This is a genomic window from Streptomyces durocortorensis, assembly GCF_016901035.1.
Lineage (GTDB): Bacteria > Actinomycetota > Actinomycetes > Streptomycetales > Streptomycetaceae > Streptomyces > Streptomyces durocortorensis.
This window is the reverse complement of sequence record NZ_JAFEUF010000081.1, coordinates 1-14,167: the sequence shown is the minus strand read 5'-3', so window position 1 is coordinate 14,167 and position 14,167 is coordinate 1. Positions and strand designations below refer to the sequence as shown.

Below are 14,167 nucleotides of genomic sequence, written 5' to 3'. Positions count from 1 at the left end.
CCTCTTGGCAGCTCGCTCCGCGAGCGCGGGGGGGGCCCCCCCCCCCCCCCCCCCCCCGGGGGGGGGGGGGGGGGGGGGGGGGCCGGGGCGCCCCCCCCCCCGTACGGTTCAGCGTGCGTAGTCGCCGGTCAGCTCGGCGCCCGCGGCGTGGTCGCCGCGGTCGGTGATCTCACCGGCGACCCAGGAGTCGACCCCGCGGTCGGCCAGCGTCGCCAGGGCCGCGTCCACCGAGTCGGCCGGGACGATCGCGATCATGCCGACGCCCATGTTGAGCGTCTTCTCCAGCTCCAGCCGCTCGACGTTCCCGGCCTTGCCGACCAGGTCGAAGACCGCGCCGGGCGTCCAGGTGGAGCGGTCCACGGTGGCGTGCAGGCCGTCCGGGATGACCCGGGCCAGGTTGTTCGCCAGGCCGCCGCCGGTGACGTGGCTGAAGCCGTGCACCTCGGTCGTACGGGTGAGGGCCAGGCAGTCCAGGGAGTAGATCCGGGTCGGCTCCAGGAGCTCCTCGCCCAGCGTGCGGCCGAACTCCTCGACCTCGCGGTCCAGGGACCAGCCGGCCCGGTCGAAGACCACGTGGCGGACGAGCGAGTACCCGTTGGAGTGAAGACCGGAGGACGCCATGGCGATGACCGCGTCACCCTTGCGGATACGGTCCGGGCCCAGCAGGCGGTCGGCCTCGACCACGCCCGTACCGGCTCCGGCGACGTCGAAGTCGTCCGGGCCGAGCAGACCCGGGTGCTCGGCCGTCTCGCCGCCGACCAGGGAGCAGCCCGCCAGGACACAGCCCTCGGCGATGCCCTTCACGATGGCCGCGACACGCTCGGGATGCACCTTGCCGACGCAGATGTAGTCGGTCATGAAGAGCGGCTCGGCGCCGCAGACGACGAGGTCGTCCACGACCATGCCGACGAGGTCGTGGCCGATGGTGTCGTACACGCCCATCTGACGCGCCAGGTCCACCTTGGTGCCCACACCGTCGGTGGCCGAGGCCAGCAGCGGGCGCTCGTAGCGCTTGAGCGCCGAGGCGTCGAAGAGGCCGGCGAAGCCGCCGAGCCCGCCGAGACCGGCGACCTCGGGGCGCTGGGTCTTCTTCACCCACTCCTTCATCAGCTCGACGGCACGGTCACCGGCTTCGATGTCGACGCCGGCCGCCGCGTAGGAAGCACCTGTTGTCTCAGACATGGCCTGGGATCTTTCGTGTGGAGATACGGGGCTGGTGGGGAAGGCGGCGGCGCGTCCGGGTCACGGACGGCGCAGCGCGTCGGCCGCGGCGGTCGCCGCGGGGCCCGCCGCCAGCTCGGTCTCCAGCAGCTGCTTGCCGAGCAGCTCCGGGTCCGGGAGGTCCATCGGGTACTCACCGTCGAAGCAGGCACGGCAGAGGTTCGGCTTGTCGATCGTCGTCGCCTCGATCATCGAGTCGATCGAGATGTACGAGAGGGAGTCGGCGCCCATGGAGGTGCAGATCTCGTCGACCGTCATGCCGTTGGCGATCAGCTCGGCGCGGGTGGCGAAGTCGATCCCGAAGAAGCAGGGCCACTTCACCGGCGGCGAGGAGATCCGGATGTGGATCTCGGCGGCACCGGCCTCGCGGAGCATCCGGACCAGGGCGCGCTGGGTGTTGCCGCGGACGATCGAGTCGTCGACGACCACCAGGCGCTTGCCCTTGATGACTTCCTTCAGCGGGTTCAGCTTGAGCCGGATGCCGAGCTGGCGGATGGTCTGCGAGGGCTGGATGAAGGTCCGGCCGACGTAGGCGTTCTTGACCAGTCCGGCGCCGAACGGGATGCCGCTGGCCTCCGCGTACCCGATCGCGGCGGGGGTGCCGGATTCCGGGGTCGCTATGACGAGGTCCGCCTCGACGGGGGCCTCGGCGGCCAGCTTGCGGCCCATCTCCACGCGGGAGAGGTAGACGTTCCGCCCGGCGATGTCGGTGTCGGGGCGGGCCAGGTAGACGTACTCGAAGACACAGCCCTTGGGCTTCGCTTCTGCGAATCGCGAGGTGCGCAGACCGTTCTCGTCGATGGCGACGAGCTCGCCCGGCTCGATCTCGCGTACGTAGCTGGCACCGCAGATGTCGAGCGCGGCGGACTCCGAGGCGACGACCCAGCCGCGCTCCAGCCGGCCGAGGACCAGCGGGCGGATGCCCTGCGGGTCACGGGCGGCGTAGAGCGTGTGCTCGTCCATGAAGACGAGGGAGAACGCGCCCTTCACATCGGGGAGCACCTTGGCGGCGGCTTCCTCGATGGTGAGCGGCTTGTCGTTCTCGTCGCGCTGCCCGGCGAGCAGTGCGGTCACCAGGTCGGTGTCGTTGGTCGCGGCGACCTGGGTGGCGCGGCCGTCCTTGCGCGGGAGGTCGGCGACCATCTCCGCGAGCTGGGCGGTGTTGACCAGGTTCCCGTTGTGGCCGAGGGCGATCGAGCCGTGCGCGGTGGCACGGAACGTCGGCTGCGCGTTCTCCCACACCGAGGCACCGGTGGTGGAGTAGCGGGCATGACCGACCGCGATATGGCCCTGGAGGGAACCCAGAGACGTTTCGTCGAAGACCTGCGAGACCAGTCCCATGTCCTTGAAGACCAGGATCTGAGACCCGTTGCTCACTGCGATGCCCGCGGATTCCTGTCCGCGGTGCTGCAGGGCATACAGTCCGAAATAGGTGAGCTTGGCGACCTCTTCGCCCGGAGCCCAGACACCGAAGACGCCACAAGCGTCCTGGGGGCCTTTCTCTCCGGGGAGCAGGTCGTGGTTGAGTCGTCCATCACCACGGGGCACGGCACCGAGTGTAGGCGAGATCGACCACTGGTCCGAATTGGGGACCGGTGGGCAAACGCGCGGTGGAGCACGGGGAACGCGCCCGCCCGCCGCCCGGGGCGGGCGATTCGCGGGACTTCGATCAGTGACCCTGCGTGATGCCCGCCCGGAGGGCGCGGACCGCTCGGGAGGGGCGCGGCGCTCACTTGCGGGCCGAGCGACCGGTTACCGACCGGTAGCCACGGTGGGCGGCGGCCGGGCGGCCGTGGCGCTCGGTGAACCTGGCCGATCTTCGCCCCGGCGGCTGGCCGAACGCTCGTTTCGTGGTGAGCCTCACACCGTCCGGGCCGGATCAGCCGTGCTGGGAGCCGCTTTCGGACCCGGCGGACGCGGCCGTGGCGCCGATCCCCTTGCCGCCGTCGGCGGCCAGCGTGAGCGTGCTGCCCTTGATCGTGTACGTCTTCGTGCCCTTGAGGGCGGCGAGCACGGCGCGCTCCGTCTCCATCTCGGCCTCCGGGCACATCTTGCGGGTGCTGACCGTGGGCCCGAAGACGATCGTGGAGCCCTTGACCGTGGCCTTGCCGCTGAAGGAGTTGCAGCCGGCGTTGCCGCGTACGGTGCCGTCCTCGGCGAAGGTCAGCCTGGGCGCCTTCTTCTTGGGCAGGTCCGCCGGCACGGTCGTCGCCGTCTCGCCGTCGAGCAGCGTGGTCACCGCCCACTCGGTGCCCACCAGCTCGGCCGGCTTCTCCTCGCTGAGCGCCATCGTGTCGCCGCCTTCGGTGGTGAGGGTCAGCTTCTCGCCGGAGAGCTCCGCGGTGTGCTCGCCGCCCATCGCGTCGATGGCCGCCTTCTCGAACTTCTCGATGTCCTCGTCGCACGCCATCTGCGTGGTGACGGGCTTGCCCAGGGTGATCCGGTCGCCCTTCACCTGCGCGTCCACGCTGATGTGGTTGCAGCCGAAGTCGGCCTTGGCCCGGCCCTTCGGGTCGATCTCCAGACGGGCGTCCTCCGGGGCCTCGGTCTTCTTCCCGCCGACGGTCACGGAGTCGACGCGCCACGCCACCCCGGTGACGGGGACATCGCTCTGCACGGTGTCGCCGTCGCCGGATCCCTTGCCGGAGCCGGAACCCGACTCCGTACCGCAGGCGGCGAGGGTGAGGAGGGCCAGGACACTGACGCTGAGGGTCATCCGTTGTGTGTGCATGGCGATGTGACGGGTCGAGGGTCCGATCCGGTTCCGTCCGTTCCGCCGGGGCCGGCCGTCTCAGCCCATCAGCGGCAGCAGCTCCGCCAGGTCCGCCCGCTCCCCACTGGCACTGACCTCGGCGTCCTCCAGGGCCCGCGCCCATGCCGTACGCCCGGTGGCGAGCCGGATCCAGGTCAGCGGGGAGGTCTCCACGACGTTGGGCGGGGTGCCCCGGGTGTGCTTGGGCCCGCCGATGCACTGGACCACCGCGAACGGCGGGACGCGCACCTCGACCGAACCGCCCGGCGCCCGGTCCGCGAGGGTGTCCGCCAGCAGCCGGGTGCAGGCGGCCAGGGCCTGCCGGTCGTACGGGATCTCCAGCCCGAGCGCCTCGTTCAGGTCGTCCGTGTGGACGATCAGCTCGACGGTCCGGGTGACCAGGTAGTCGGCCGACCGCATGGAGCCGACCCGGGTGGGCAGCAGTCGCGGGGGGGCGCCGGACGCCGGGACGGCCTCGGTGAATCCCGCCTCCGCCTCCGCGAACAGCGTGGTGAGGTCCGGGCTGCCGACCGCCAGGTCCACGACGTCCTCGGCGATCCGGCCGGCGTGGGCCGCGGTGGCCGAGGGCCACTGCTCCAGCGCGACCTCGGGTCTGGGGCCGCGAGGCTCCGGCTGGTCCAGGGCCCGGCCGACACTGGCGAGCCCCATCGCGACATGCGCGGCGAGCTCACGCACCGTCCAGTCGCCGAGCCGGGTGGGCCGGGCGAGCTGGTCGGGCGTCAACAGCCTCACGGCGTCGCGGACATGGGCGTACTGGGCGAGGACCGCCGTCCGGGTCCTGAGGTGGTCGTAGGCGCGCGGACGCTTCTTGGCCGGGGGCATGGGGCCGAGACTAACCGCCCCCACTGACATCGCCCGGTCAGGACGGGGCGACCTGCTCCTCGACCGTGAACGCCTCGCCGTTCGCGGGGACTCCGACGCCCCGCCAGGTGAACGGGACGCCCCGGGCATCGTCGAGGTCCGGGCTGTCCATCAGGTGGACGTGGAGGTGCGGTTCGGAGCTGTTGCCGGAGTTGCCGCACCGCGCGATCTGCTGCCCGGCCCGGACGGTGTCCCCGGCCTTCACCTGGAGCGAGCCGCGCTGGGCGTGGGCGTAGGCGGCGTACGTTCCGTCGCCGAGGTCGAGGACCACGTGGTTGCCGACGACCCGGTGCGCGCCGGCGATCGAGCGGATGGTGCCCTCGATGAGCATCAGGTAGACGAAACCGGCCAGCGACGTGCGGCTCAGGTGGTCGCGCTGGCCGTCGCTCGCCCGCACGACCGTGGCGTCGGCCACCGCGAGCAGGGGGGCGCCGAAGGCCGGGAAGTCCCGGTTGCGGCGGAAGAGCGGCCAGATCCAGCGGAACGCCGGCCGGGCCGGGGGCTCGCCCTCCCCCGTCTCCGGGTCCGCCACGATGTCGATCGCGTACGTCTGCCCGTACGCGTGCGTCCCGTGGCTCGGCACCTTGTCCGCCGGGCTGTTCAGGGCGGACCAGCGGCCGGTGACCGGAGGGTCGACCTCGACCGGGGGCCTCGGCTCGCCCCGGGGCGCGGCGGCCCGGGCCTGGAGGGTCGTCGTCGCCACCGTGAGGGCAAGAACGATCATCGCGGGCAGGATGGTGGTCGCCCAGCCCGGCCCGGGCAGATCCGTGACGAACTCGCTGATCATCAGCGCGAACAGGACCAGCCAGGAGACCTGCATGGCGATCGGAACGGCTTTGCGGACAGACATGTATCCCCCATGGCTTTCGTGTCTTGTCGTCGTCCGGGTCAGGGCCGCGCCGCCGTCAGCACCACCAGCAGCGGCACGACCCGGGCGGGCGGCACCTCGTACCTGCCGCGCCCGGCCGCGTGCAGCCAGCCCGCGCCGGTCAGTTGGCGCAGGTGGTGGTAGATCTGGCCGGTGGTGCCGGCCCCGTCGAGCGCGGCCAGTTCGGCGGCCGTCCTCAGGCCGCCGAGGATCTCGCGGAGCAGGCGCAGCCGGACCGGGTGGCCCAGTGCGGCGAACGAGTCGGCGGCATCCGCCCAGTCCCCGTCGAACAGGGCCTCGGTGAACGCGCCGTACTGCCATCCGTACTGCTCGCCCGTGGGCAGCCGGACCGAGCCCGTGTAGAGGACTCCCCCGTCGACCCCGGCCTCCCCGGCGCCGGCGAGCTGCTGTTTCAGCCCTTCCAGCGCCCAGAAGTCACCGTCGCCCAGGCGGGGGGACTCGGACTCGGAGTCCTGCCGCTCCAGTGCCGTGAGCCGCCTCTCCAGCTCGGCGACCCGCTGCTCCAGCTCCATGACACCAACCTTACGTAATTACGTAATCTCTATCAAGAGAACGGGGAAGAACGGCCGAAGCCCCCCCCCCGGCCCCCCGGGGGGGGGCTTCGCAGACGCCGGTCGGCGCGCGGCTCAGGCGAGCAGCGCGGGGATCGTCGCCTCGTGCGCCGTACGCAGCTCGCTCAGCGGGATGCTGAACTCGCCCTGGATCTCGATCTCCTCGCCGTCCACGACACCGATGCGGGCGACGGGCAGACCGCGCGCCCCGCACATGTCGGTGAAGCGGAGCTCCTCGCTGCGCGGGACCGCGACGACCGCGCGGCCGGCCGACTCGGAGAAGAGGAACGTGAACGCGTCCAGGCCGTCCGGCACGACCAGCCGGGCGCCCTTCCCGCCGCGCAGGCAGGACTCCGTGACCGCCTGGATCAGACCGCCGTCGCTCAGGTCGTGCGCGGCGTCGATCATGCCGTCGCGCGAGCCCGAGATGAGGATCTCCGCGAGCAGCTTCTCGCGGCCGAGGTCCACCCTGGGCGGCAGGCCGCCGAGGTGCTGGTGGACGACCTCGGACCAGGCCGAGCCGCCGAACTCCTCGGCCGTGTCGCCCAGCAGGTAGAGGAGCTGGCCCTCTTCCGCGAAGGCGACCGGCGTACGCCGGTTCACGTCGTCGATCACGCCGAGCACGGCCACGACCGGCGTCGGGTGGATCGCCGTCTCGCCGGTCTGGTTGTACAGCGAGACGTTGCCGCCGGTGACCGGGGTGCCCAGCTCCAGGCAGCCGTCCGCGAGACCACGGGTGGCCTCGGCGAACTGCCACATGACGTCCGGGTCCTCGGGGGAGCCGAAGTTCAGGCAGTCCGAGATGGCCAGCGGCTTGGCGCCGGAGGCGGCCACGTTGCGGTACGACTCCGCCAGCGCGAGCTGCGCGCCGGTGTACGGGTCGAGCTTGGCGTACCGGCCGTTGCCGTCCGTCGCCATCGCCACGCCGAGGTTGGAGTCGGCGTCGATGCGGACCATGCCCGCGTCCTCGGGCATCGCGAGGACGGTGTTGCCCTGCACGAAGCGGTCGTACTGGTCGGTGATCCAGGACTTCGAGGCCTGGTTCGGCGATGCGACCAGCTTGAGGACCTGGTCCTTCAGCTCGGCGCCGTTCTGCGGCCGGGGCAGCTTGCCCGCGTCGTCCGCCTGGAGCGCGTCCTGCCAGGACGGCCGGGCGAACGGGCGGTGGTAGACCGGGCCGTCGTGGGCGACCGAGCGCGGCGGCACGTCCACGATCTGCTCGCCGTGCCAGAAGATCTCCAGCTGGGAGCCCTCGGTCACCTCACCGATGACGGTGGCGATGACGTCCCACTTCTCGCAGATCTCCAGGAAGCGGTCCACGTGCTGCGGCTCGACGATCGCGCACATGCGCTCCTGCGACTCGCTCATGAGGATTTCCTCGGGCGAGAGGGAGGAGTCGCGCAGCGGCACGGTGTCCAGCTCGACGCGCATCCCGCCGGAACCGGCGGAGGCCAGCTCGCTGGTGGCGCAGGAGAGCCCGGCGCCGCCGAGGTCCTGGATGCCCGCGACGAGCTTCTCCTTGAAGATCTCCAGGGTGCACTCGATGAGGAGCTTCTCCTGGAACGGGTCGCCGACCTGGACGGCGGGGCGCTTGGCGGGGCCGGTCGACTCGAAGGTCTCGCTCGCCAGCACGGAGACGCCGCCGATGCCGTCGCCGCCGGTGCGGGCGCCGTACAGGATGACCTTGTTGCCGGGGCCCGACGCCTGCGCGAGGTGGATGTCCTCGTGCTTCATCACGCCGATGCAGCCGGCGTTGACCAGCGGGTTGCCCTGGTAGCAGGAGTCGAAGACGACCTCGCCGCCGATGTTGGGCAGGCCGAGGCAGTTGCCGTAGCCGCCGATGCCCGCGACGACGCCCGGCAGGACGCGCTTGGTGTCGGGGTGGTCGGCCGCGCCGAAGCGCAGCGGGTCGACGACCGCGACCGGGCGGGCGCCCATCGCGAGGATGTCGCGGACGATGCCGCCGATGCCGGTGGCCGCGCCCTGGTAGGGCTCGATGTACGAGGGGTGGTTGTGCGACTCGACCTTGAAGGTGACCGCGTACCCCTGGCCGACGTCGACGACGCCCGCGTTCTCCCCGATGCCGACGAGCATCGCGTCGTTCTGGGGGACCTTCTCGCCGAACTGCTTGAGGTGGACCTTGCTGCTCTTGTACGAGCAGTGCTCCGACCACATCACGGAGTACATGGCGAGCTCGGCGCCGGTGGGGCGGCGGCCCAGGATCTCGCGGATCCGGGCGTACTCGTCCTCCTTGAGGCCGAGCTCCTTCCAGGGCTGCGCGGCGTCCGGGGTCTCGGCCGCGTGCTTGACCGTATCCAGGCTCATGCGTTGACCAGCTTCTTGATGATCGAGGTGAAGAAACCGAGGCCGTCGGTGCGGCCGGTGCCGATGAGCGGCTCCACGGCGTGCTCCGGGTGCGGCATCAGGCCGACGATGTTGCCCGCGGCGTTGGTGATGCCCGCGATGTCGCGGAGCGAGCCGTTGGGGTTGCCGTCCAGGTAACGGAAGGCGACGCGGCCCTCGGCCTCCAGCTCGTCGAGCGTGCGCTCGTCGGCGGTGTACCGGCCGTCCATGTTCTTGAGCGGGACGCTGATCTCCTGGCCGGCGCTGTAGTCCGAGGTCCAGGCGGTCTCCGCGTTCTCCACCCGCAGCGTCTGGTCGCGGCAGATGAAGTGGAGGTGGTTGTTGCGCAGCATCGCGCCGGGCAGCAGGTGCGCCTCGGTCAGGATCTGGAATCCGTTGCAGATGCCGAGGACCGGCATACCGGCCTTCGCCTGCTCGATGAGGGTTTCCATCACCGGCGAGAAGCGGGAGATGGCACCGGCGCGGAGGTAGTCCCCGTAGGAGAAACCACCGGCCAGGACGACCGCGTCGACCTGGTGCAGGTCCTTGTCGCGGTGCCACAGGGATACGGGCTCGGCGCCCGCGATACGGACGGCGCGCAGGGCGTCCTGATCGTCGAGGGTGCCGGGAAAAGTGACGACGCCGATACGGGTGGTCACTTCTCCTCCTCCACCTTCACGACGAAGTCCTCGATGACGGTGTTGGCGAGGAACGTCTCGGCCATCTCGTTAATACGGGCGAGGGCGGCGTCGTCGACCGGCCCCTCGACCTCCAGCTCGAAACGCTTTCCCTGACGAACGTCCGCGATTCCCTCGAAGCCGAGACGGGGCAGTGCGCGCTGCACCGCCTGTCCCTGCGGGTCGAGGATCTCGGGCTTGAGCATGACGTCGACTACGACGCGTGCCACTGGCACTCCCGGTGTGGTGGTGTGGTGCGGCTGTCTCTCCGGGGGGTTCCCCAGACCCCCGCGGGTCCACTCAGCGTACCTGGCCAAAATTTCTACGCGGGTAGATATCGGGCGGGACGGACAGGGCGAGCACCTCGCGCAGATCACGCCGAGATATCGGACACGACACCGCACGGAAAAGGTCTGGGAAAAACCCACCCGGATTGCACACGGATTGCACACGGACACGCGGATGCAATTGACTGGGCTTCACAATGCGGTGTCCACCGCTGTACAAATGATTACCGGGGAAAGCACCATTGCCCCGGGGACAACGGAACATCGACATCTCGTCGATCCACATCCGCCCGCCTGACAGCCGGAAGGCCGGCATCCGCGCACGCGACACGCGCCGGTGCCGTAGGAAAGGACCGATATCCGTGGCTCAGCGCGTAGTGGTGACACTCTCCGACGACATCGACGGGGGAGCAGCGGCGGAAACGGTGACCTTCGCCCTGGACGGGAAGACGTACGAGATCGACCTCAATCCCGCCAATGCGAAGAAACTGCGGAAGACCCTGGCGCCCTACGTGGCCGCCGGCCGCAAGCAGACGCACGCCGGCAAGCACGGCAGGACGCCCACGTCCTACCGCCACACCTCCCTCGCCCCGGACCCGGCGGCCGTCCGCGCCTGGGCCCGCTCGCACCGGATGGAGGTGCCGGCCCGGGGCCGCATCCCGAAGAAGGTCTACGAGGCGTTCGCCGCGGCCGGCTGAGCCGGGGCGGGTGGATCCGCAGCGGGTTGAGCCGCGGCCGGCTGAGCCGCAGCGGGTGGATCCGGGGCGATCGGCCGGGGAGCCGGACGCTCCGTCAGGCGGCCCCGGGCGCGCGGCAGGCCGGGGCGGGGCGCCCCGCCGGGCGTCCCGCCGGCCCGGTCCGGGGGTCCGGTCCGCGCTCGTACCGCGCCCGCTCCGCGAGCCCCGCGGGGAGCCGACTTGCGCGACACCCCCGCAGGTCGGCTAGAGTCTGGAGCACGCCGAGGGGCGAGGCCGCAAAGCCGAATCCCACGCAGCGTGCGGGTGTAGTTCAGTAGTAGAACATCCCCCTTCCAGGGGGAAGGCGCAGTGTGCAATTCCTGTCACCCGCTCTGCACGACTCTTCGGACCACTTCGTTGGATCAGGTAGAGTAGTGCTCGCTCCACCGGTGAAAGCCGAGTGGCTGCACTGCGGACGTAGCTCAGTTGGTAGAGCGCAACCTTGCCAAGGTTGAGGTCGCCAGTTCGAACCTGGTCGTCCGCTCAGTTGAGAAGGCCCCGATCATTCGTTGATCGGGGCCTTTCGCGTTCCCGGCCCCCATGACGTTTGTCATGAGCAGTGGTGACAGCGCGCACTGCTCGCGGGCCCGGTCCGGCGGAAGACTCGAAGCATGACCAGCGACGACTTTCTCAACGACCGACGCGACGGTGGCACGTTCCCGGCCGCGGCCCCGGCTCCGGCCGCCGAGACGGTGATCGCGGTGGACGGGGTTCGCCGCAGCTACAAGGACGGCTTCGAGGCCGTCTCCGGCGTCTCCTTCTCCGTTGCCCGCGGCGAGCTGTTCGCCCTCCTCGGGACGAACGGCGCGGGCAAGACCTCCACCGTCGAACTCCTCGAAGGACTGGCCCTCCCGACCTCCGGAACCATCAAGGTCCTCGGCCACGACCCCTACCGCGAACGCGCCGCCGTCCGCCCCCGTACCGGCGTCATGCTCCAGGAGGGCGGCTTCCCCTCCGACCTGACCGTTCTGGAGACCGCGCTGATGTGGTCGGCGTGCACCACCGGCGCCCGGCCCGCCGCCGAGGCCCTGGAGATGGTCGGCCTCACCAGCCGGGCCAAGGTCCGGGTCAAGCAGCTGTCCGGCGGCGAGAAGCGACGCCTGGACCTGGCGCTGGCCCTCACCTCACGGCCCGAGGTGCTCTTCCTCGACGAGCCGACGACCGGTCTGGACGCCGAGGGACGGCGCGACACCTGGGACCTGATCCGGGCGCTCCGGGAGTCCGGCACGACCGTCCTGCTGACCACGCACTACCTGGAGGAGGCCGAGACCCTCGCGGACCGGCTGGCGATCATGCACCAGGGGCAGATCGTGACGGCCGGAACGACCGCCGAGGTCACCGCCGCGCACCCGGCCCGGATCCGCTTCACCCTGCCCGACGGCGTACCGGCCGCGCACCTTCCGCTCTCGCTGCAGGCCGGGGCGGACGGGCAGCGGGTGGAGATCCGTACCTCCACGCTCCAGGCATCCCTGCACGAACTGCTCGGCTGGGCAGTGGAGTCGGGCGTGGAACTGCTCGGGCTCGACGCCCGCTCCGCCTCCCTGGAGGAGGCGTTCCTCCAGATCGCCAACACCCAGCTCCGCTCGCGGGCGGACGACCCGCGCCGGGCGGGCCCCCGGCACGGGTCCGACCGGCCCACCGACGGCAGCACCCCGAACGAGACGAAGAAGGTGACGGCATGACCACGCCCACCACCGTCGCGGACAGCCGCACGGCCTCCACCCCCTCCGGGCGGTCCGCCTCCCTCCGGCGGCTGAACGCCCTGGCCCGCGCCGAACTGATCCTGCTGATCCGCAACCGGTCCGCGATCTTCGTGGCCCTGGTCCTGCCGATCGTGATGATCTTCTCGATCCGGGCCTCGCTCGAACAGATCGACCTCGCCGGCACCGGACTCTCCGTCGCGGGCGCCGCCCTCACCGGCGGTATCGGCATCGTGCTGGTCCAGGTCGTGTACATGAACCTCGTCACCGGTTACGTGACCCGGCGCGAGGAGCTCGTCCTCAAGCGGCTGCGCACCGGAGAGGTCACGGACCGGGAGATCCTGATCTCCACGGCACTGCCCTCCGTCGCGCTGGCGGTCCTTCAGAGCGTGCTGCTGGTCGTGGCGGGCGCCATCGCCTTCGACCTGTCCGCGCCGAAGCGGCCGGAGCTGTTCCTGCTCGGCCTGATCGCGGGGTTCGTGATGATGTCCGCGTTGGCCGCCGCGACCTCCGCGGTGACCCGGACGGTCCAGACCTCGCAGCTCACCACGCTGCCGCTGTTCTTCATCTCGCTCTTCGCCTCCGGCATCTTCGTCCCGCTGGACGTCTTCCCGGACAAGCTGGCCGCCGTGTTCGAACTGCTGCCGCTGACCGGCGTGATGACCCTCGTACGGCACGGCTGGCTGGGCGGTGTGGAGACCGGCGACCTGGTCACGGCCGCCGTGGCGGCGCTGGCCTGGACCGCGTTCGCGGTGTTTGCTGTGCAGCGGTGGTTCCGCTGGGATCCGCGCGGCTGAGCGGGATCGGCCACGGGGAACGAGATGAAGGAGCTGGACGAGGTGATCGGGCGAGCGCGGGACTGGCGGCGCGGCTGGCAGGAACGGACGAAGCTGCAGCGCATCGACCTCTACACCCGGGGCACGCTCGCCGGGCTCCCGTGGGTCTTCCTCGTCTCCTGGGGTCTCCTGCCGCTCCTCCCGGTGGTGCGCGAGGGCCCGGTGCCGGCCGGCCTCGCGGTGGCGTTCTTCACCGTGAACGTCGTCCAGTGCGTGCTGAGCAACCGCGACCTGGGCGCCGCGATCGCCCACCACCGGGGTGTGGAGCCCTACCCCCGCCGGCGACTGCGGCTCCCGGCGGCGCTGCTCGCGGTGCTGACCGGCCTGCTGGTGGCGCTCGCGGCGACGGGCGACCTCAAGGGCGCGGGTCTTGCCCTGCTGGTGCTGAACCTGCCGCTGGCGTTCGCCATCCCCTACGTGCTCCTCGTCCCCGTCCGCACCTACCTGGTGCAGTCCGCGATCTTCACGGCGGTCCTGGTGGCACTGCTGGCGGCCGTAGGGGTGCCCGGCGGACTGCTGTTCGGCGCGGCCCTCTCGATGCTCGTCGTCGTCCTGCTGGTGCTCGCCTCGGTCCGGCCGAGCGCCTGGAGCATGAGCGTGATGTGGCAGGCGGAGGAGGCCCGGGACATGCAGGCCCGCCTCGCGGTGGCGGAGGAGCGGCTGCGGTTCGGCCGGGACATGCACGACGTGCTGGGGAGGAACCTGTCGGTGATCGCCCTGAAGAGCGAGCTGGCCGTGGAGCTGGCCCAGCGCGGGAACCCCGCGGCGATGGACCAGATGGTCGAGGTGCAGCGGATCGCCCGGGCGTCCCAGCAGGAGGTCCGCGATGTCGTACGCGGCTACCGGGAGGCCGACCTGCCCACCGAACTCATGGGCGCGCAGGGCGTTTTGCAGGCCGCCGGGATCACCGTCACCGTCGAGGGCGCGGACGGGCCGGCCGGTATCGGCGCCCCGGCCGCCGCCCAGGCCGCGCTGGGCTGGGTGGTGCGCGAGACGGCGACGAACGTCCTGCGCCACGGCGACCCGCGCCACTGCTGGATCCGGCTCACCCGGGCGCGGGGCGCGGTGGTCCTGGAGGTCGAGAACGACGGGGCCGGCGCCATGGATCCGACCGACGGCGGGGGCCCGGGCGACGGCGGCGGTTCGGGCCTGGCCGGGCTGCGCGAACGGCTCGGGGCGCTCGGCGGGACGCTCAGCGCCGGTCCCGCCGGGGACGACCTCTTCCGGGTGACGGCGACGGTGCCGCTCACGCCCTCCCGCCCGCAGCCCGACGGACGCCCCGCCCCCTCTGC

Annotated in this window: 13 protein-coding genes and 2 tRNA genes; 6 read left to right on the top strand and 9 right to left on the bottom strand. The window is 71.3% G+C overall.

Annotated features, from left to right (window positions below):
* Nucleotides 1-108: 108 nt before the first annotated feature.
* From purM to purS, 9 genes are all read right to left on the bottom strand, one after another.
* Nucleotides 109-1,182 (bottom strand): phosphoribosylformylglycinamidine cyclo-ligase, encoded by a 1,074-nt coding sequence (purM, locus tag JS521_RS17445; protein WP_205083902.1) that lies wholly within the window; start codon nt 1,180-1,182, stop codon nt 109-111.
* Nucleotides 1,183-1,242: 60 nt separating this feature from the next.
* Entirely contained in the window at nt 1,243-2,769 is a 1,527-nt protein-coding gene (purF, locus tag JS521_RS17440) for an amidophosphoribosyltransferase (RefSeq protein ID WP_200720002.1), read from the bottom strand.
* Nucleotides 2,770-3,100: 331 nt separating this feature from the next.
* Nucleotides 3,101-3,937: an META domain-containing protein gene (locus JS521_RS17435; protein WP_372448592.1), complete on the bottom strand. Its 837-nt coding sequence runs from the start codon at nt 3,935-3,937 to the stop codon at nt 3,101-3,103.
* 75 nt (nt 3,938-4,012) lie between these two features.
* Nucleotides 4,013-4,816, bottom strand: coding sequence for a maleylpyruvate isomerase family mycothiol-dependent enzyme (locus JS521_RS17430; RefSeq protein ID WP_205083900.1), 804 nt, complete (start codon nt 4,814-4,816; stop codon nt 4,013-4,015).
* A gap of 37 nt (nt 4,817-4,853) precedes the next feature.
* The gene (locus tag JS521_RS17425) at nt 4,854-5,705 is read right to left on the bottom strand and encodes a M23 family metallopeptidase (RefSeq protein ID WP_205083899.1); all 852 of its coding nucleotides are present in this window, start codon (nt 5,703-5,705) and stop codon (nt 4,854-4,856) included.
* Nucleotides 5,706-5,743: 38 nt separating this feature from the next.
* On the bottom strand, nt 5,744-6,256 hold the full coding sequence (locus JS521_RS17420; RefSeq protein WP_205083898.1) for an ArsR/SmtB family transcription factor: 513 nt from the start codon (nt 6,254-6,256) through the stop codon (nt 5,744-5,746).
* 114 nt (nt 6,257-6,370) lie between these two features.
* Nucleotides 6,371-8,620, bottom strand: coding sequence for a phosphoribosylformylglycinamidine synthase subunit PurL (purL, locus tag JS521_RS17415; protein WP_205083897.1), 2,250 nt, complete (start codon nt 8,618-8,620; stop codon nt 6,371-6,373).
* The gene (gene purQ / locus JS521_RS17410; RefSeq protein ID WP_030806769.1) at nt 8,617-9,297 is read right to left on the bottom strand and encodes a phosphoribosylformylglycinamidine synthase subunit PurQ; all 681 of its coding nucleotides are present in this window, start codon (nt 9,295-9,297) and stop codon (nt 8,617-8,619) included. The genes purL and purQ overlap by 4 nt, the downstream gene beginning before the upstream one ends.
* Nucleotides 9,294-9,545 carry a phosphoribosylformylglycinamidine synthase subunit PurS gene (gene purS, locus JS521_RS17405; protein ID WP_010056446.1) on the bottom strand — a complete coding sequence of 84 codons (252 nt, stop codon included), beginning with the start codon at nt 9,543-9,545 and terminating at the stop codon, nt 9,294-9,296. Before purS ends, purQ begins: the two co-directional genes overlap by 4 nt.
* A 419-nt stretch (nt 9,546-9,964) precedes the next feature.
* Between purS and JS521_RS17400 the strand changes: the two genes are divergently transcribed.
* The 6 genes from JS521_RS17400 to JS521_RS17375 all read left to right on the top strand — a co-directional run.
* Entirely contained in the window at nt 9,965-10,300 is a 336-nt protein-coding gene (locus JS521_RS17400; protein ID WP_205083896.1) for a histone-like nucleoid-structuring protein Lsr2, read from the top strand.
* A gap of 299 nt (nt 10,301-10,599) precedes the next feature.
* A tRNA-Gly gene (locus tag JS521_RS17395) sits at nt 10,600-10,671 on the top strand.
* Between the two features lie 79 nt (nt 10,672-10,750).
* Nucleotides 10,751-10,823 (top strand) — tRNA-Gly (locus JS521_RS17390).
* A gap of 127 nt (nt 10,824-10,950) precedes the next feature.
* Nucleotides 10,951-12,021, top strand: coding sequence for an ABC transporter ATP-binding protein (locus JS521_RS17385; RefSeq protein WP_205083895.1), 1,071 nt, complete (start codon nt 10,951-10,953; stop codon nt 12,019-12,021).
* Nucleotides 12,018-12,836 carry an ABC transporter permease gene (locus tag JS521_RS17380; RefSeq protein WP_205083894.1) on the top strand — a complete coding sequence of 273 codons (819 nt, stop codon included), beginning with the start codon at nt 12,018-12,020 and terminating at the stop codon, nt 12,834-12,836. Before JS521_RS17385 ends, JS521_RS17380 begins: the two co-directional genes overlap by 4 nt.
* A gap of 24 nt (nt 12,837-12,860) precedes the next feature.
* Nucleotides 12,861-14,167: sensor histidine kinase (locus JS521_RS17375; RefSeq protein ID WP_205083893.1), on the top strand; the 1,307-nt coding region annotated here is incomplete at its 3' end.

What these genes read in the sequence shown, in the direction of transcription:
- JS521_RS17435 (WP_372448592.1), bottom strand. Translation starts at nt 3,937, where the DNA reads ATGACCCTCAGCGTCAGTGTCCTGGCCCTCCTCACCCTCGCCGCCTGC.
- JS521_RS17420 (WP_205083898.1), bottom strand. Translation starts at nt 6,256, where the DNA reads ATGGAGCTGGAGCAGCGGGTCGCCGAGCTGGAGAGGCGGCTCACGGCA.
- purM (WP_205083902.1), bottom strand. Translation starts at nt 1,182, where the DNA reads ATGTCTGAGACAACAGGTGCTTCCTACGCGGCGGCCGGCGTCGACATC.
- JS521_RS17380 (WP_205083894.1), top strand. Translation starts at nt 12,018, where the DNA reads ATGACCACGCCCACCACCGTCGCGGACAGCCGCACGGCCTCCACCCCC.
- JS521_RS17425 (WP_205083899.1), bottom strand. Translation starts at nt 5,705, where the DNA reads ATGTCTGTCCGCAAAGCCGTTCCGATCGCCATGCAGGTCTCCTGGCTG.
- JS521_RS17385 (WP_205083895.1), top strand. Translation starts at nt 10,951, where the DNA reads ATGACCAGCGACGACTTTCTCAACGACCGACGCGACGGTGGCACGTTC.
- JS521_RS17430 (WP_205083900.1), bottom strand. Translation starts at nt 4,816, where the DNA reads ATGCCCCCGGCCAAGAAGCGTCCGCGCGCCTACGACCACCTCAGGACC.
- purL (WP_205083897.1), bottom strand. Translation starts at nt 8,620, where the DNA reads ATGAGCCTGGATACGGTCAAGCACGCGGCCGAGACCCCGGACGCCGCG.